This window comes from Veillonella parvula, assembly GCF_048309325.1.
GTDB lineage: Bacteria > Bacillota > Negativicutes > Veillonellales > Veillonellaceae > Veillonella > Veillonella parvula_T.
Genome location: NZ_DBFBTX010000004.1, coordinates 317232 through 335916 on the forward strand (window position 1 = coordinate 317232; position 18685 = coordinate 335916).

Here is an 18685-nt window from a genome sequence, read left to right on the forward strand (position 1 = left end):
AACTTACCTTTCTATATTCCATTCCTGCTAGCACGCCATATTATGGCATTGCTATTGTTCTCACAATGTTAGTGAAAGCTTTAATTTTCTCATCGTCCTTCACGCCATCTGTTTCAATACCACTACTGATATCGATGCCGTACGGTCGAACCGTACGAATGGCACGCGCCACATTGGTGCTATCGATACCACCAGCGAGCATAAACGGTCGTTCAAACTCATCTAAGCAAGACCAGTCGAATACTTCACCCGTACCGCCTCGCTCGTCTTTGTGATATGCATCAAACAAGAGCATATCAGCACTGCTATCAATCCACGCCTCTGCATCTGCAGCACTGCGAATTTGAACAGCCTTCCAAACCTCTACATTAGTACGTTCTTTTAAGGATTGGATGAAAGCTTCATCTTCATCACCGTGCAATTGCACCGCATCAAGATTTACTTCTGTGGCAATCGTAACGAGATTTTCTAGCGTTTCATTGACAAAAATGCCTACCGTTTTAATAAATTCTTGATGTATAAGTGTCGGACTTATATTTTCTGTACTAGTCAGTGTACCTTCATGCGCATCACCAGTTGCTGTTTCTTCTTGCAATGCGTTAATTATTGTTCCATCTTGTACTACATCAGTTATGGTTCCAGCTTGTACTACATTATTACTGTATTGTTCTGCGTTTCTGTTATATCGATTTGCGTACTGTTTATGTAGTTCTTCAACTAAGGTTTTTGCTTGGTCAACAGTGACTTGTCGTTTACTTGGTGCAAATACAAGGCCCATATAATCAGGCTTTGCATCGACTATAGCAAGGATAGTTTCCACTTTAGAAATACCGCAAATCTTAATCTTAGGCGTATAATATGTGGGTCCATAAAGATAGGCTAACTTTTCAACCTTATTGGGAGAGCGCATGAAGGTTTCCCCCATCAAGGCTACGCCGATATTGTTATCGCGCAAGACTTGGATGTCCTCTGGAGTTTCAAGACCGCTTTCAGATACGAAGATCACATCGTCTTGAACGAGATTGCGCAAGCGCACGCTGTTTTGTACATCTACTGTAAAGTCTTTCAAATTGCGGTTGTTAACGCCGATAATGCGGGCACCGCAATCGATAGCCATTTGTACTTCGTGCTCATCATGAGCCTCTACTAAGGAGGACAAGCCAAGCGAGTCAGCTAGCTCACGGAACTTTGTTAATGTAGGCACATCGAGGCATGCACAGATTAATAGGATCGCACTAGCGCCCCACACCTTTGCTTGGTAGATTTGGTACTCATCGATGATGAAGTCCTTGCGAAGCACGGGGATTCTTACGGTGCTAGCAATCTCTTGTAAGTATTTCTTATCACCCTTAAAAAAGTCTGGCTCCGTCAAAACAGAAATAGCAGCCGCACCAGCCACTTCATATTCTTTGGCAATGTCTAAATATGGGAAATGCTCAGCAATGATTCCCTTGGAAGGAGACGCCTTCTTTACTTCGCAAATGAAGTTGAAGTCTTGCTGACGAAGGGCTGCTTCAAAAGGAAATCCTGTATCAGATGGTAACGCTAAAGCCGCTGCTTTCACAGCCCCAGGAGACTCCACCTCTTTTTCTTGGGCTACCCGAATTTTGGTAGCCTCTATAATCTTATCTAAAATCAATGGTCATACCTCTTGGGTTGCTTTCACAAACTGTTCCATTGTCGCAAGCGCCTTACCAGAGTCGATCATATGTTTCGCCTCTTCGATGCCCTCTGCCAATGTAATGCCGTCTTTCGCAAGGTAAATCGCCATGCCCGCGTTAAGAACAACCGCAGTGCGTTTACCGCCTTGCTCACCACCGAGAACGCGGCGAGTAATCTCAGCATTCACCGTAGCATCGCCACCTTCAAGCTCGGTTTTATCAGCGTATTCGAAACCATATTCCTTAGGATCGAATTCGTAGCTTGTGAAAGTACCATTATTAATTTCGCATACGTACGTTTTGTTGGTAGCCGTAATCTCATCAAGGCCGTCAAAGCCGTGTACCACAGCACCGCGTTTAACGCCAAGATTAGCCAATACGCGAGCCAATGGTTCTACTAAAGATTTATCGTACACGCCCATCAACTCAACCGTAGCACCTGCTGGATTTGCCAAGGGTCCAAGGATGTTAAATACTGTACGAACGCCCAACGCTTTACGTACAGGGCCCGCATATTTCATAGCTTGATGATACACAGGAGCAAACATAAAGCACATATTCGCTTTGTTCAACACCGCCTCGTTTTGCTCGCCGTTAAGCTCTAATTTAGCCCCCAACGCTTCGATTAAGTCAGCAGCGCCACATTTACTAGATACACTGCGGTTACCATGCTTTGCTACGGGAATACCTGCTGCGGAAATGATAAAGCCAGATGTGGTAGAAATATTAAACGTATTCGCTTCGTCGCCGCCAGTACCTACAATTTCCACAACCGTGTCGTTATGAGGCACGGAACCAGCCTTCTCGCGCATAACCTCAGCGAACGCCGTAACCTCATCTACAGTAGGGCCCTTTGCCGCCAACGCGCACAAGAAACCCGCCATAGGAACCTCGGCTACCTCACCGCTCATAATCTTGTTCATTGTATCTTTAGCAAGGTCGTAGGATAAATCCTGACCGTGCGTTACTGCATATAATGCGTCTTTAATCATTTTATATCTCCTTACTTGTTGTTCATTTTACTTCGGTTCAACGATAATAGGGCATATACCGGCGTTAATGCTACATGTGATTCACGTGGACCTATGCCCTCCACTGGCCGGGTCTGACTACGGCCTGTGGCCTTCGCAGGGCCAAAGTCGGGCCTAGAACCCCGTGAACTCACATAAACACCATGACATTTAATCTTTTATATGCCCTGCTCCCCATCACACGCGCAATAAAATGAACAACAATTCAATATCTTTCAAATGATCCTGCGCATTATATGGAGTAATGCACAGGTCATTTCTTTATAAGGGGTGGGAATGGTGGTGCTTTGCACCACCTTTTCTTATATTAGGGGTTCTGATTCACATATTTCTTTAGAAAATATAGCTACAATTCGATATATGTATTATAGAGGGGCTATTAAGTAGGTACTGCCAAGGTTGAGTTGGCAGAAAATAAGGTCTTAAGGAACGACTTGGCGGCCCCACGTAGTGGGGTGGGTGGCCATCGGAGTTCCGAGAGACCTTATTTCTGCCTTACCGTACTAGTAACTAATAATAGCTCCTCGAATACAAAACAGTGGTTATTTTTCTAAGAAATTGCGAATCATTTGTTCCCCGTTTGGTGTCATGATGGATTCCGGATGGAATTGCACTCCATATATCGGGTAGTCTTTGTGTTCCACGCTCATTACTTCGCCGTCGTCTGTAATGGATGTGACGATGAGTTCACTTGGCATGGTTTCGTCAATGATCGCCAAGGAGTGGTAGCGAGCGACTTCAAATTGTTCTGGTACGCCTTTAAGTATTTTGGATGGGTGTACTTGTTTGGCTACGCTTTGTTTGCCGTGCATAACTTGTTTTGCGTAGGAAACGGTGCCGCCGAATACTTCGCCGATGGCTTGGTGTCCCAGGCATACGCCGAGGATTGGGAATTCCCCTTTGCATTCACGCAATAGGTCTTCGTATACGCCCGCATCAGCTGGTCTACCAGGTCCTGGTGAAAGTATCACATAGTCTGGTTTCAACGCGCGGATTTCTTCCACTGTTAATTCATCGCTGCGGATGACTTTAATATCTGGATCGATAGAGCCTACTAATTGGTATAAATTGAAGGAGAAGCTATCGTAATTATCTATAAGGAGTACCATTATTCTACCTCCTGTGCACTTGTAATTGCGGAAATCATAGATTGGCCTTTTATCAAGGTCTCATTGTATTCGCTTTCAGGAACGCTATCGCGAACGATACCAGCACCAGCACGAACATATACCTTGCCACCTTTATTCATAGCCATGCGGATGCCAATACATACGTCCATATTGCCGGAGAAGTCGATGTAACCTACGGCACCGCCATATACGCCGCGTGGGCTTTTTTCAAGTTCGTGTAAAATTTCGATAGCACGAATCTTAGGCGCCCCAGACAATGTGCCGGCTGGCAATGTAGCACCGATAGCATCGAGTGCATCTTTGCCGTCTTGAATGTCACCGCTTACAGTAGATGTAATATGGATGACATGGGAGAAACGTTGCAACATATGTAATGCCTCTACTTTTACAGAACCGAATTTAGAGATTTTACCTAAATCATTGCGCCCAAGGTCAACGAGCATGTTATGTTCAGCCAACTCTTTTTCGTCGTTAATGAGTTTTTCTTCAATCGCAAGATCCTCTGCTTCATTTTTACCGCGTCGCATCGTACCTGCAATTGGGAAGGTGTACATTTTACCATCTGTCATTTTCACCAAAGTTTCTGGAGAAGCACCTGTGAGCTCTACATCACCGCCAGATAAGTAGAACATGTATGGAGATGGATTCAAGGTACGTAATACGCGGTATGCATTTAACAAGCTCCCTTCAAACTCGGCTTCGCGACGGTTAGATACAACACATTGGAAGATATCCCCTTCCTTGATGTAGTGCTGCGTCTTTTTAACAACTGCTTCAAACTCGTCCTTTGTAAATTCTGAAGTAAATTCTGTTTTAAGGATGCCTTTTGGAATGTTAGCCTCTTTACCGTTCACTACGAGGTCAGCTAAAGCTTTCAATTCAAGCTCCGCCTTGTTATAGTTGCGTTCCAAATCATTTGTGCTGATGTTGGCAATCAAGTAAATTTTATTTTTGTAGTGATCAAAAGCGATAACTTTATCAAAGAGCATAAGGTCTACATCGTTTACCATGGCAGAATCATCATCTGGCGTTGGGAAATCCAATGTTGGCTCGATATAGCGAATGTATTCACATGCGAAGTAGCCCACAAAGCCACCTGTAAAGGTTGGCAGTTCCTCGAGACGTGGGCTCTTGTATTGGCTTAAAATATTGCGAATCTCTGCGGCAGGATCAGAACACTCAAAGGTACGAGTCGTTCCGTCTTTGATGGTCATCTTATGGTTCTTGCAGAATAACTCAATCTTAGGATCATAGCCCAAGAAGGAGTAACGGCCCCAATGATTACTATTATCCGCACTTTCAAGCAAGTACGTATGACTGCTCACTTGTTTTAACGCTTTCAACACACTAATCGGTGTGCGTACGTCGGATAAAATTTCCATATATACAGGCACGATATCGTAGCCCGGTGCGATAGCTTTCACACGGTCAAGACTAGGGAAAATCATGAGAACCTCCATCTGGCATTTGCCAATAAAAAAACTCGCCCATGACAATATAACGTCAAGGACGAGTTTATAGTTCTATTTTTACAATATGATTGTATGTGCTATAAATCGCGGTACCACCTTGTTTGAATGCAATGCATTCCCCTTTCGCAGGATACTAACATATCCCTCACAACTAACGCTCGTGTGACGTCGCACCATACTAGGAATGAAGGTTCATTCTGTTCCATGCGCCCTCGGTGGTCCATTTAATAAGCTGCGTACTACGGGTTCTCAGCTAATCCCGCTCTCTGTGAGTGCATTTCCTATTTTTATCTCCACCTCATCGGTTTCTTTCAGGCGAGTATAAAATTATAATCTGATTATAATGTTTCTATAGAATGAAAGTCAAGAAGTTTTAATTTTAGATTGTTGCTCTTAGCATGAACTTTGATGATAATGATAGATGTGTCCATAAAATATCTCCTAACTATATTCTTATGAATTAATAGTGCGAATAAATTTATATGAAGCTACCAATATTAATATCACCTTTATCAAGGATGGCAAATTACTCTGTAACAGCCAAATAACCCCTATAACATATGCAGAAAAAATAAATGTCCATTTTATTTTGCTTCTAGGGATGATATCAATACCTAACAACTTACCATGAAGGCCCAATAGAAAATAAAGATAAACTTTCCATTTCGACTGATAACGTTTATAAGCCTTTTTATAAATAAAATAGTAAATCTTTCGTCGTCTGTATACCGGCCATAATACGGGTATGCAAAAAATATAAGCCGGAAATAAATAACCTAACAACGATAAAGAAAAGGTATAGTTGCTTTTTTCATAAGCTGCAGCAATTGCAACAATCATAAATAGACCTGCACCAATCCATCTCATTCTAAAATCATTTAACAGATTTAAAACGTTCTTCTTCATATATAATCTAACCTATCATTTATGTTTATCTGTAATAATTCCATCCTTTTCATAGATTTGTGTTTTCAATGGTGGTCGTAATGCTATAGATTCCGAAGTAGGTGGCCCAGGTGAAACAACATCATCCATTGGAATAGTCAGATCAGAAATCCTATTACTAAATGAATCCGATTTCTCATCAACCAAACTATAAAAGTCTTCCACACGATTGTATTATGCTATAAATCGCGGTACCACCTTGTTTGAATGCAACGCATTCCCCTTTCGCAGGATACTAACATATCCCTCACGACTAACGCTCATGTGACGTCGCACCATACTAGGAACGACTATGAAAGTCAAGAAGTTTTAATTTCTGATTGTTGTTCAGCCATAGAAAGATCTTTAACATACAATCTTATATATCATATTTTATGTATCATAATGCATAATAAAAAATACTATTACTTTCTTTATCATATAACGCAGAGGTTTTATTATACAACAGATACAATACATATATATTGATGATAGGAACAAACAAGACAACAATCCAAAATATACTACTATTACTATCTTTCAAACGTCTACAGATCATTACAATAATAGTATATATAAGATAAAAGTATAGAACATATCGCAAAGCATAGTTTTCGATATTATAATTTAATATCATATTGTATATTATAAACGCTAAATATACATTGAACAGATTCCATTGGCGAACTGTGCTTCGTCCATTAAGCCAAAGACTATCAATTAATATGCTTTTATAAAAATCTGTTAAAAGAGGCCTTTTATCTTGGCGACTATAAAAAGAGTTTATAGCTTTAATTTGAGACGTAGTTAAATCATTACGTTCACCCCAGAGTACATCTATAACCTTATTATCAAAAATTATTCCCTTAAGTTCAACAGTATTATCTCGTAACCAAAGTTTCCTAGGTACTACAGAAAACAACAACATTGAACACAAAAGACATGGATAGAATATATCTGGCACATCAACGCCCCATAATATAATATTGTTGGACTCAAAAATAGCTTTTCCGTAAGAAAAGTCAAAATGCTTTCCACCCAATAATATCAATAATAAAAATACAGTAATTATGATATTTAACCAATTAAATCGCTCTTTTTTATAATATTTCAAGCTAGCATAATTTGTAAAAGCTACAAAAAGAACATAAATAACTGTGCCCACATAATATATAATGTCATAAATTTCTTGAGTATACACTATCTCCGGAAGAGTAGATAAAATAAAGATATTTATTCCTATACCAATAAACACCAATAAGTTTATAGAAAGGTATGTCTGTATATTGATTGTAAATAATTTAATTGTCTTGAAACATTGAACTAATGTTAATAATTCAAGTTTAAATTTTATTAATTCAGAATATAAAAGCTGTCTCATCATTCTTCATCTTATGATAAGTATTGTAATATATGCACTAATTGGAAATATTATAACTTCGCAAACATGATGCTCCTGTTCTTTCATTGATAATCAATACAACTAAATAAGAAAAGTGCTTATCATGTATTAACACAGCACCAAAACAAGATTCATTATCAACATAAATTTTTTTCAGCCTATTTCGGGTGTTACTTAAACTAGTTAGAATTAAAATAGATTCATCTATGGCAATAAAATAATCACCATCCATATCAAATTGATACCATTTACTATATTCCATAGGGAGTTTATAGACAAGCCTATTATCCTGATATATCTTAATATCCTCCTCATATACTATCCATTTATTATCTATAAAGCCAATACTATTTGCACCTCTAAATTCACTCTCCCAATTCCTATATAAAGTGAGTTCATTACAAGAAGATAGTTTATCAATAGCTATGAAACTTAAATTATTATCAACAAAGTCCCACTGTATCATGAGAGAACTGGAAAATATGCTAATAGACCCTGATTTAAATACAGAAAAATACAAAATATAAATGCATTCACTCTCAAAATCATACTTTATGAACTGTGAATAATGTCTATTTAAATCAATGTACCATAATCCTGCTTCTAAATGGAGTACAATTCTATTATTTTCAGAGTCTACAAAACTATTTAAAATTATAACCTTTGTATTATCTAGTATATAAGAGTCAACATACTCTAATTGAGGAGTGTAAATTATTACGCCTCTATAATCATCATTAACAATAACATAGTCTTGTGTCCTATTAATAAAATATAAATCATTTTGTTTAAGTGCGACTTTTATTTCATTTACTAAATTAATATCCATAACTCCTCGCCCATCAACATTATTTATTTATCTCTAAATCGCAATAAGTAATACGACAAAATCAAATCAATTTTCTAATCTCTTGTTTTTATGTCAACTGGTATTTTAAATCCAAGGCATTTCATTTAATTATCTATATGCCAAGATTTTTTAAACAAAAGATGATAGCTAACAAAAATATTGATATACGGAATAAAAAGGCCAATCATCCACAAGCCGCTTAATAGAGAATCGTGAAGTCTACGTATACCTAATGTAATCATTGCAATGGCTGGCCATATTAGGATAATCATAAAGCCCCAACGAGGTATATAAAGAGAGATGCCAAGATGAACTATCAACGACACTACGGCAATAGCCATATACATAATGACATCCATAAAAATGCGAGAGCCTATAAGACCAACCCAAAAGGCTGATACGGAGGATCTGCCTTTAACATCAAAGAACCTAACAAATAAAACATCCCATACACAACTACACATATAGTCAAATCTTCTAGCATCCTTATCTTCACTAATGATGGAGCTTCTATCGTAGGCAATAATATAGTTATTATATCTATCTCGACCTTCATCTAAGCCATATCTATTAGAATCTGGCACGCTAAGAGGCAAGGCAAAGCAAGCTAAGATGAAATACTGACAAAAGAACCCATCCCAATAAAAGCTTGCATTTACAATAGTCTCGGATATAGACGCCCAACTAAAACTCATCCCCCAATACACCCATAAGCTTAGATATGCTATGGGAACCAAGATCATATACCACAAGGATGAACCACAATCATTTAGTCTACGTTTAAGTATAAAAATAGTTGCAATTATATGTATAATCTGTAGACTTCCAAAATAAATATAAGACAAATACTGACTACCTTGAAGTGGAGTCCCTTGAATAATCCCTATCAATACAACGAATATAAGGTAAGCTAAAAATTTACTAACCATTAATCCACACACAGCCCACAAATATGCTAATCTGCCTATGCGTTGATTCACTCGTAACATTTCTATATTTTGTTTAAATAGTGAAAGTTCATTATCTAGCCACATTAAAAAATTCTCTCTTCACTCTCATAATAATTTTCTAATCCTCTTTATTCTAATATAAATATATGTATATTAAAATATTAACCTTACGGTCTAAAATATTTATATTGTTTACGCTAAACACTAATAGTATACTGAGATTACATATGTTATCAGTTCACACTAATTATTTTGTGGAAAAGAGAGTATAAGTTTTTATTTTATCCATCAACTACTGGATTCAAGACACCATTGCAAATGACAAACTTCCTGACTTAATATTGGGGATGAAGTCAAAAAGATATAGAATTACTAATTTTCTAGTACTATAAATTGTACTAAGACTAGTGAAGGAGAGATACTTTGGAAACGTGGAAACGTACGGTGTATATATGCGCATTCTGTGTATTCTTCATGTCCCTCGGCATTAGTCAGGTCAGCCCGATTCTCCCTCTTTATTTCCATGAGATGGGATTGACTGATACAGGCTCTATTGCCCGATGGTCTGGTGCTTCCATGGGGATTACTTTCCTCATCGTTTGTTTAGCGGCTCCCTTCTGGGGTCGATTAGCGGATCGCAAAGGTCGTAAGATTACGCTTATCCGCTCTAGCCTGGGTATGTCTATATGCAGTATTTTATTGGGCTTTCAGATCACACCAGAAGGTGTTTTCCTCGTTCGCACCTTGCAAGGGTTAGTGAGTGGCTTCTATTCTGCCTCAGTTACACTTATCGCATCAGAAGCCCCTCAAGATCATACAGGATGGGCATTAGGTATTGTAGCCTCCTTTAATCTCGCAGGTTCACTAGCAGGTCCACTTGTAGGCGGCTATCTAAGTGATGTAGTAGGCATACGATATGATTTCTTCATCATAGGGGCCCTCATGCTCTTAGCATTCGGACTAACAGCGATGCTGGTACATGAAAATTATGTACCGAAACCGCTAGAAGAAAAACAAACCTTTAGAAACTTAAAATCCCATTTACCTGAATTTGCTAGCTTAGTCGCCTTATCTACCACATCCTTCTTATATGCCATTTCAGTCACCGCTATTTCACCTATTATGACGGTCTATGTGAAAGGGATGCTCCCTAGCAATGCGGAAAATATTGCCTTCATTTCTGGCGCTGTATTCTCAGCCATGGGTGTAGCACAATTCTTGAGTAGCTCTCCACTTGGTAAATTAGTAGATTGCATCGGTCCAAGAAAGGTCCTCATTTATTCTATGCTCTACGTAGGGTTACTCAATATTCCTCAAGCTTATGTAGACTCTGTATACGCACTAGGGCTCATCCGCTTTTTACAAGGCTTTGGTCTTGGTGGAATATTACCCGCACTTAATACCTATTTAGCTTTAAAAACACCAAAGGAGTATACGGGACAGGTTTTTTCGTACAATCAATCTTGTTTATTTATGGGCTATTTCCTAGGCTCCTTTGGAGGTTCCATCGTAGCAGCCCAATTTGGCTTTACCGCCCTCTTCTGGGCATGTAGCCTTACCTTTATCGGTGCTGCCCTATGGGTAGCCTACAAACTTAAATAATGCAAAAAGAGCTGTCTTGAGAATCAGATTAACGTACTGATTCTGGGACAGCTCTTTTATATTGTTTTGTGAAATGTTATTTGTGAAAGTCTTACAACTTTCACCATCTAGGGGATGATCATTCTGTCTATTTGCAGAATAACTAATATCTCTAGTTAGGTATTAAAGGATACCGAGGATTTCCCACCATGCGTAGCCAATCACGAGGTTTACAATGAAGCACATGATAGCGAAGATACCACCGATGATCCACCAGTTCTTAACCGTGTTGTAACCTGCACCAAATACGATTGGAGCGGCAGCACCACCGTAATGAGTCAATGCACCACCATAGGAGTTAGTTGCCGCAAGTAACAAGGACAATGCCATTGGGTTTACACCCGCTACCTTACCTACTGTAAGGAAAACTGGAAGCATGGCTACAACGTAAGCACTACCAGAGGCGAACAAGTAACGAACAGCGATACTAATCGCACCGATGATAATAAGCGCCATCATAGGGTTATCGCCGAAGCTGAAGTGTGTACCCATGAAATCAGCTAGCCATTCAAAGAATTTAACCTTGGATAATGCACTAGACATGCCGATGATACCACCGAACCAGATCAATGTATTCCAAGCACCTTTGGATTCAAGCATATCTTCCCATTTAATAACGCCGAACACGAGAGCGGCCACCATAGCTACGATAGCTACAGCTGTTGCATCAAGGGAGAATTTAATACCAAAGCCTTGAGTCAAGATAGAAGGCAATGCCCAACCAACTAAAGCAAGAATAAAGATAGCGATAAGCGCTTTCTCGCGACCAGTGATAGGTCCAAGTTCTTTCAAACCTTCATCAGCAATTGCATGAGAGTCGATGTGTTGAATAGATGGTTTGTCTAAGTAGTATACCAAAGCTGGTGTAATGAGAAGCATTACAAGGCCAGGTACTACGAGTGCTAATGCCCAAAGTCCCCAGTTGAGGTCTACGCCGAGAATTTTGTTCATGTAGTCAGCAGCCAATAAGTTTGGTGCCATTGCTGTAGCGAACATCAAGCTTGTTACCTTTGTTACCATGTATGTGTTAACCATGAGGTAAGAACCAGCTTTTTTCGCGCTTTCACCAGGCTCAGAGCCTAATGCTTTTGCTACAGAGTTCATGATTGGGAACACGATACCACCACAACGAGCTGTGTTGGAAGGTGTTACTGGGGAAATAATAAGATCTAATAAAGCAGTTACATAGCCAAGGCGCAATGTAGTATGACCTAAGGATTTAATCAATAGGTACGCAATACGACGGCCAAGGCCTGTTTTTACGAACGCCACACTGAGGGAGAACGCAGAGAATACTAGCCATACTGTTGTGGATGCATAACCAGACAATACGTTTTTCGTAGCATTCAAGAAAATTGCAGAACCTGCAATAGATAATAACAAGATAATTGGTGCTGGCCAAGGTTTAACAACTAGACCAACGATAGCCATTAAATAGAAACCTAACAGTCGCCAAGCTTCAACGCTCAAACCTTCTGGCGGTGTAATAAACCACATTGCCAGAGGAATGGCAAACATAATTGCAATTTTAAGTAGCTTACCCATTATTACTCTCCTTTAACATAAGCTATGCCTTTCATAATCGGTCGTGCTGTTCTAGCGACGCCCGCCTTCTCTACATGCCAACCATCGTCATTGGTCAAGCATATTTCGAAATCAAATTTCCCTGATGGATGCGCCAAAGTAACGCGCTTCGTCTCTTTAGCCCGTTCGCTTACTACTTCGTTCGCCACAGTGCCCGTAATCAGCGCTGCCGTAGCTGTACAAATGCCTCCTGTAACGGCATAGGCTTTATGCATTACAGCTAGTGCTTTAGTACGAGCTACGATGTCTATGCTATTCCCCTCAATAGTTCGACCATCACTTGCTAAGTAGGTTTGTGGTGCGGACACCATGCATACCTTAGGAACTGCAGGACTGGCGGCCTCTTTAGATAGTGCTAGGCCCATCATAACCGCCGCAGTAGTGCGAATATCTTCAAGTGTATTGAGTAATACACCGCCATCCGTTTCTGTGAAAGCCGGTAATTCCGTACCTTCATACCCAAGGTCTGTCGCCTTTACAAATACAGCTGGATTGGCTGCGTCTACGAGACTGACTTGGATTATGCGACCATCAGCCAATGTAATACTATCTTGTACATTGCCTGTTGGTAGTAACTTACCTGTCTTAGAGCCGTCTGGCTCTAAAAAATATAATGTAATGCGAGCACCCGTACCAGGTACGCCATCGATAGCAAAATCACCATCAATAACAGGTTTACCATCGCGTACTGGCACATGTGCTTCGATAACCTTATTTGTATTCGTGTTAAAGATACGAACTACTGTTTCTGGTTCTACGGCTTTCACAAAGCCTTCCATGATGGCAAATACCCCTGCACCAGCAGAAATATTGCCACAGTTGCCTTCGTAATCCACCACCGCATCAGCGATACCAACATACCCAAAGGTATAGTCGATATCTGCATCATCGCGGACAGAAGGATTTACGATAGCCACCTTGCTCGTCAATGGATCGGCACCGCCGATACCATTAATTTGACGCGCATCGGGCGAACCATATAAGTCTAAAATCATACGGTCTCGTGCTGCAGGCTCAGCTGGAAGCGTATCTTTTAATAGATACGCCCCCTTACTTGTGCCTCCGCGCATATAGGTAACAGGAATTTCTTTATATCCGTTCATAACGTACTCCTTTTATTCACCTATTAAGCTTTGCTATTTGCATAGTAGTTGATGAGACAACCAGCAGCGATAATTTCTTTTTCTTCATCGCTTAAGTGCCCCAAATGCAGTGTGATTTCCGCTTTCTTCTTCCCACCGCTAATAACATATGCTTTGTAATCATCGGAGTCAGAGAATAATTGGTCACGCACATTTGGCACATATACATAATCGCCTACAGCCATAGTTTTGGAGTCTTCCTCACTAGTTACGAACGGCAACATACCCCAGTTTATAACATTACTGCGATAGCGTTTTGTTGCATATTCGATAGCAATGTTAGCACCGCCACCCAAAACGCGTTGGCAGGATGCAGCTTGTTCACGTGCAGAGCCATCGCCTGGGCGATTAGCATAGACCATGCTGGAAACAGCCGTGAATTTAGCCATATCTTCTACAGATTCTGACAAGCCAAGAGCTTGTTTAACCTCTTCATAAGCAGTGACTAACTCTACTGTACATTCACCGTCTTGACGAGATTTTTCCCAATCCCGAACGACCTTTGCACGGCCTACATATTCAGGCACCTTACGGCTCAAGGCAAATTCAGACAACGCATATGGATCAGAACGGAAGGAAGATGTTTCACCAGATGGGATTAATTCATCTGTAGTTGTTACAGGGTCATCGATATAGGCCGCTACTTTGAGCAATACATTTGGTGTCAATTCCTTAATGGACGGCCATGGTTTGATGGATGGACCATAAATGAGTTCCGCATCCTTCTTAGGTTCATTGAAGCCGCTATATACTTTATGTTTATATGGCTTATCATCATAGTGATAAGCTGGCACTGCATCATCGTATTCTACTTCAGTTGCCGCTGTTAAAGCACCCCCATGAATAGCTGTAGCAGCTACGGAGCGCGCATCGAGAAGTGCTACGGAGGAGATTTGACCATTACCAGGCTTAGAACCTTCACGGTTCGGGAAGTTACGTGTCGCATGACGCCCGCTGAGGCCTGTATTATTAGGTGTATCACCTGCACCGAAACATGGGCCACAGAAGGCTGTACGCACGATGGCACCTGCATCCATAAGATCTACGAGAGCGCCATTTTTCATAAGTTCTAAGTAAATTGGTTGGCTAGAAGGGTATACGCTGAACGCAAAACGGCCAGAACCTACACTTTTACCGCGTACGATATTAGCTGCTTGCATGAGGTTTTCATACAAACCACCCGAGCAGCCTACGATAATACCTTGGTCTAAATGCAATTTGCCATCAAAATGCTTTTCAGGCAATTGTAGAGATAAGGATTTATTATCTAATTGCTCAACAGCTTGTCGTTCGATTTCTGCTAATAAATCACGACCACCTTCGTTAATTTCCTTGATAGTATATACATTGCTTGGATGGAATGGCATAGCAATCATGCTTTCCACTTCATCAAGATTAACTTTTACAAGACCGTCATAGTAAGCCACATCACCAGGGTTAAGGTCTTTATAAGCATCACCACGACCATGGAGTGTTAAGAATTCTTTTGTATTGCTGTCTGTTCTCCAAATTGTTGTAAGGCATGTAGTCTCTGTAGTCATTACATCGATGCCATTACGGAAGTCCATGGATAGGTATTCAATACCAGGGCCTACGAATTCCATTACTTTATTTTTTACAAAGCCATTAGCAAATACTGCCTTTTCAATAGCGAGTGCCACGTCTTGTGGACCTACGCCGTGTTTAGGTTTTCCATCGAGGTAAATAGCAATAACTTCTGGACGTTGTACATCATAGGTACGACCGAGCAATTGCTTTACAAGCTCTGGACCGCCCTCACCAATCGCCATAGTACCAAGAGCACCGTAACGAGTATGACTATCGGAACCGAGAATCATTTTGCCACAGCCTGCCATTGTTTCACGCATGTATTGGTGAATAACTGCAAGATGAGGAGGTACATACACGCCGCCGAAGCGTTGAACTGCGGATAAGCCGAATACATGGTCGTCTTCGTTAATCGTGCCCCCTACTGCTGCCAAGCTATTATGACAGTTTGTCAAAATATAAGGGATTGGAAATTTATCAAGACCACTGGCAATCGCCGTTTGAATGATGCCAACATAGGTAATATCGTGAGATGTTAAGGCATCGAATTTGATGCGTAGATTTTGATCACCTTCATGCTGTTGATGGTCCATTAAAATCCGGTACGCCATCGTTTCCTTATAGGTGCGTTCTTTATTAAAAACTTCATGCTGATCAAGGGCTGCACTAGAATCTGCAGGAACGATATCGGTACCATGATATAAAAATACACCATTTGAAATTAATTCAACCATGACTTACTCCTTTATTAACCTCAGGTATATGTAAACCTTTACAAACACTATACTTTCACCACATATACTTGTGAAAGTTTCATTCCTCTGGTTATGACCAATCAGTATAGCCTTAGAACTCTCTCATCTGTACCAACTCTACGGGATAGAGTACAATAATACATATGTAAAGGAGAGTTTATGGACACGAAAGACTGTACAATTTTAAAAACCTTAGCAGAGGAAAATAATATTACCTATGCGGCTCGTCGTCTATTTATGACGCAACCTGCATTGAGTGAACGAATAAAAAAATTAGAAAAGGAATTTAACTGTCCCATCATCAATCGACAAGCTCGCGGTGTGGAATTTACCTATCAAGGCCAGCGCCTTGTGCGCTACGCCGAAGATTTACTAAACTCCTATACTTCGGTGCGCCAAGAGCTATTAGCTATGGGTAGTGAACCGCACGGTACATTAAACCTAGGATGCTCAAATGTATTCGCAAAATATCATATTCCCCATATCTTATCCACCTTTAAAGAGACCTATCCACACATCGATATCATCATGTATACGGGACTCAGCTATAAGCTGTACCACGACTTCCTTGAAGGTCGCCTACACGCTGCCATCATCCGCGGTGCCCACACTTGGGCAGAGTCGAAAGAACATATCTGGTCTGAACCATTTTGTTTCTTCAACAAAACTCCATGTACTGTAGAGGAGTTACCTCGCTTGCCATATATTCACTATCAGACAGATCCGAATCTACAGCAAACTATCGATGATTGGTGGTATTCCCACTACTCACAACCTCCGATGCGCACCATTGAAGTAAACGACATCGATACATGTATGAAGCTAGTTAACCAAGGACTTGGTTTCACCATTCTTACCCAAAGTTGTGGCAATGATTACCCTAACCTATTTAAAGAAACCCTGAAAACTCTTGATGGTCATATCATGACTCGAGATACATGGATGTACACACGTCATAGTGCCCTTGAATCCAAGCCAGTACAGGCTTTTTACTCATTCATGAAAACATGGGCTGAAACAAAGGTATAACAATTATTCCTTTAATACATATAATATATTATGAAAATGCAATAAAAACAAATTGCTCTTTTCTTTGGTGTCCATAAATTTTACTTATATCTTATTATCTTACAAATGCATCTCAGTAATATAATGTCCGACTATACGGACTATATAGATTATACGGAATGTATAAAATCTATCATAACAAGAAAACCCGTCATGATTACATAAATCATGACGGGTTTGTTTTATAGAGTTTTATAGAGTTTTATACATCTATCTGCTATGAGTGTATCGTAAAAACAAATCATCTTACAAGATAGAATTATAGTAACAAAAGCATAATAACTACAGTCGCAATAATACAAGGCACGGCATTGCGTTTCGCCATTTCCATAGGATTGATTCCTGCAAGTCCTGCGATGATGATACCTGCACCAGCTACAGGGCTCATACTACGACCGATACCAGCACCCAATTGAGCCATGGATCCAAGTTGCATAATACCATAACCAAAGTCTGCTGCATGAGGTGTGACAGCACCATTAAACGCAAGCGCTGCTGCATTACCAGAACCAGAGATAACCGCCAACAAGAACGGACCAAAGGCTGCCCCGATTTGAGCGATTTGTTGAGAGTTCTTCATACCATCGATGAGCGCATTTGTAAGGCCGATGTGTTGCATCCCTGCGGTAAAGCATGCCGCTGCAGCCATAAGCCCCACTACATCACACATACCATCGCCAGTACCGCGGAAGAACTTCTTAACAGCGTCTGCCACATTAGGACGCACGGCAATGATGCCAATAGCAGTACCGATGAGCATAGATACAGGAACAGAGATTTCTGGAATCACCGCCACTTGTTTACTACCTAATACAAGTAATACAAGAGGAATAATGGGAATGATTGCATAGAAATAATTTACTTTGAATTCTTTATCTTCCGCTGCAGTATCGTTTTTCATTACATACCCGGTATGCTCCTTCTTAACGATAGCTACGATGTTAAGCAAAATAGCGGCTACTACGATACCGATAATTGCTTGCATGGAGAAGCTGGCAATAACTGTCATTACGTCTACACCCGCCAGTTGTGCTACTTGAGGATTGAACATAAGGCCTGGACTCAAGGAACTACCCCATGTACCTAAGAAGATAGCAGAACCAGCCATAGCTGGATGTACTCCAGAACGGATGAGGGCCGGAATCAATAATGCACCTACGGCCGCAGCGCAACCTGCCGCTGTAGGCAATGCAATATTGATCAGGAACGTAATAATAACAGCACCAGGAATGATGATTTTCGTCATCTTTTTGAGGCCTGCAGAAATGAAATACACCATGTGCTCCGTACATTTTGTATATTCCATAACATAGCTAAAACCTAACACCGTACAGATCGTCGGTACAAGGCCTGGATTTGTAAGTTCTTTCACAAAGGCCGTCGTACCAGCACCAAGCTGCCCACCAATAAAGCACATCAATAAGCCTGATAATAGTAAAACGAGCCGCGTTTCAAACTGTTTAATAATAGCGATAAACGTCGCTACTACGATAACAATACCTGTAATAACCATAACTCTCCTATCCG

The 18685-nt window shown here is 40.5% G+C and carries 14 protein-coding genes; 2 read left to right on the forward strand and 12 right to left on the reverse strand.

What is annotated here, in order from left to right:
• Positions 1-40: 40 nt before the first annotated feature.
• The 8 genes from trpC to ACMKPP_RS04095 all read right to left on the reverse strand — a co-directional run bounded on the left by trpC (position 41) and on the right by ACMKPP_RS04095 (position 9504).
• The gene (trpC, locus tag ACMKPP_RS04060) at positions 41-1639 is read right to left on the reverse strand and encodes an indole-3-glycerol phosphate synthase TrpC (RefSeq protein ID WP_279008107.1); all 1599 of its coding nucleotides are present in this window, start codon (positions 1637-1639) and stop codon (positions 41-43) included.
• Positions 1640-1642: 3 nt separating this feature from the next.
• Entirely contained in the window at positions 1643-2653 is a 1011-nt protein-coding gene (trpD, locus tag ACMKPP_RS04065) for an anthranilate phosphoribosyltransferase (RefSeq protein ID WP_279008104.1), read from the reverse strand.
• Between the two features lie 581 nt (positions 2654-3234).
• Entirely contained in the window at positions 3235-3801 is a 567-nt protein-coding gene (locus tag ACMKPP_RS04070) for an anthranilate synthase component II (protein ID WP_119206233.1), read from the reverse strand.
• Positions 3801-5270, reverse strand: a complete 1470-nt coding sequence (locus ACMKPP_RS04075) for an anthranilate synthase component I family protein (RefSeq protein ID WP_118091092.1) — start codon at positions 5268-5270, stop codon at positions 3801-3803. The genes ACMKPP_RS04070 and ACMKPP_RS04075 overlap by 1 nt, the downstream gene beginning before the upstream one ends.
• Before the next feature lie 477 nt (positions 5271-5747).
• On the reverse strand, positions 5748-6200 hold the full coding sequence (locus ACMKPP_RS04080) for a hypothetical protein (RefSeq protein WP_151189542.1): 453 nt from the start codon (positions 6198-6200) through the stop codon (positions 5748-5750).
• A gap of 418 nt (positions 6201-6618) precedes the next feature.
• On the reverse strand, positions 6619-7602 hold the full coding sequence (locus ACMKPP_RS04085; RefSeq protein ID WP_123138360.1) for a DUF805 domain-containing protein: 984 nt from the start codon (positions 7600-7602) through the stop codon (positions 6619-6621).
• 34 nt (positions 7603-7636) lie between these two features.
• Positions 7637-8449, reverse strand: a complete 813-nt coding sequence (locus ACMKPP_RS04090) for a hypothetical protein (RefSeq protein WP_279008101.1) — start codon at positions 8447-8449, stop codon at positions 7637-7639.
• A gap of 125 nt (positions 8450-8574) precedes the next feature.
• Positions 8575-9504 (reverse strand): DUF805 domain-containing protein, encoded by a 930-nt coding sequence (locus ACMKPP_RS04095; protein WP_418369309.1) that lies wholly within the window; start codon positions 9502-9504, stop codon positions 8575-8577.
• 339 nt (positions 9505-9843) lie between these two features.
• Between ACMKPP_RS04095 and ACMKPP_RS04100 the strand changes: the two genes are divergently transcribed.
• Positions 9844-11022: an MFS transporter gene (locus tag ACMKPP_RS04100; protein ID WP_279008099.1), complete on the forward strand. Its 1179-nt coding sequence runs from the start codon at positions 9844-9846 to the stop codon at positions 11020-11022.
• 162 nt (positions 11023-11184) lie between these two features.
• On the opposite strand, the gene ACMKPP_RS04105 is transcribed toward ACMKPP_RS04100, so the two are convergent.
• Genes ACMKPP_RS04105 through ACMKPP_RS04115 form a run of 3 tightly spaced genes read right to left on the reverse strand, consistent with a single transcriptional unit; the run spans position 11185 to position 16069 of the window.
• Positions 11185-12606 (reverse strand): anion permease, encoded by a 1422-nt coding sequence (locus tag ACMKPP_RS04105; RefSeq protein WP_279008097.1) that lies wholly within the window; start codon positions 12604-12606, stop codon positions 11185-11187.
• Between the two features lie 2 nt (positions 12607-12608).
• Entirely contained in the window at positions 12609-13748 is a 1140-nt protein-coding gene (locus ACMKPP_RS04110; protein ID WP_279008095.1) for a 2-methylaconitate cis-trans isomerase PrpF family protein, read from the reverse strand.
• 23 nt (positions 13749-13771) lie between these two features.
• The gene (locus ACMKPP_RS04115) at positions 13772-16069 is read right to left on the reverse strand and encodes a hydratase (RefSeq protein ID WP_279008093.1); all 2298 of its coding nucleotides are present in this window, start codon (positions 16067-16069) and stop codon (positions 13772-13774) included.
• Positions 16070-16249: 180 nt separating this feature from the next.
• Between ACMKPP_RS04115 and ACMKPP_RS04120 the strand changes: the two genes are divergently transcribed.
• The gene (locus ACMKPP_RS04120) at positions 16250-17119 is read left to right on the forward strand and encodes a LysR family transcriptional regulator (protein ID WP_279008091.1); all 870 of its coding nucleotides are present in this window, start codon (positions 16250-16252) and stop codon (positions 17117-17119) included.
• Between the two features lie 298 nt (positions 17120-17417).
• Here the strand turns inward: ACMKPP_RS04120 and dcuC are convergent, their stop codons facing one another.
• Positions 17418-18671: a C4-dicarboxylate transporter DcuC gene (gene dcuC, locus ACMKPP_RS04125; protein WP_279008089.1), complete on the reverse strand. Its 1254-nt coding sequence runs from the start codon at positions 18669-18671 to the stop codon at positions 17418-17420.
• Positions 18672-18685 lie beyond the last annotated feature (14 nt).

Bases quoted from the DNA above. Each gene is read 5' to 3' on its own strand.
- dcuC (WP_279008089.1), bottom strand. From the start codon at position 18,671: ATGGTTATTACAGGTATTGTTATCGTAGTAGCGACGTTTATCGCTATT.
- trpD (WP_279008104.1), bottom strand. From the start codon at position 2,653: ATGATTAAAGACGCATTATATGCAGTAACGCACGGTCAGGATTTATCC.
- ACMKPP_RS04110 (WP_279008095.1), bottom strand. From the start codon at position 13,748: ATGAACGGATATAAAGAAATTCCTGTTACCTATATGCGCGGAGGCACA.
- ACMKPP_RS04080 (WP_151189542.1), bottom strand. From the start codon at position 6,200: ATGAAGAAGAACGTTTTAAATCTGTTAAATGATTTTAGAATGAGATGG.
- ACMKPP_RS04115 (WP_279008093.1), bottom strand. From the start codon at position 16,069: ATGGTTGAATTAATTTCAAATGGTGTATTTTTATATCATGGTACCGAT.
- ACMKPP_RS04120 (WP_279008091.1), top strand. From the start codon at position 16,250: ATGGACACGAAAGACTGTACAATTTTAAAAACCTTAGCAGAGGAAAAT.
- ACMKPP_RS04075 (WP_118091092.1), bottom strand. From the start codon at position 5,270: ATGATTTTCCCTAGTCTTGACCGTGTGAAAGCTATCGCACCGGGCTAC.
- ACMKPP_RS04070 (WP_119206233.1), bottom strand. From the start codon at position 3,801: ATGGTACTCCTTATAGATAATTACGATAGCTTCTCCTTCAATTTATAC.
- ACMKPP_RS04105 (WP_279008097.1), bottom strand. From the start codon at position 12,606: ATGGGTAAGCTACTTAAAATTGCAATTATGTTTGCCATTCCTCTGGCA.
- ACMKPP_RS04085 (WP_123138360.1), bottom strand. From the start codon at position 7,602: ATGATGAGACAGCTTTTATATTCTGAATTAATAAAATTTAAACTTGAA.
- ACMKPP_RS04095 (WP_418369309.1), bottom strand. From the start codon at position 9,504: ATGTGGCTAGATAATGAACTTTCACTATTTAAACAAAATATAGAAATG.
- ACMKPP_RS04090 (WP_279008101.1), bottom strand. From the start codon at position 8,449: ATGGATATTAATTTAGTAAATGAAATAAAAGTCGCACTTAAACAAAAT.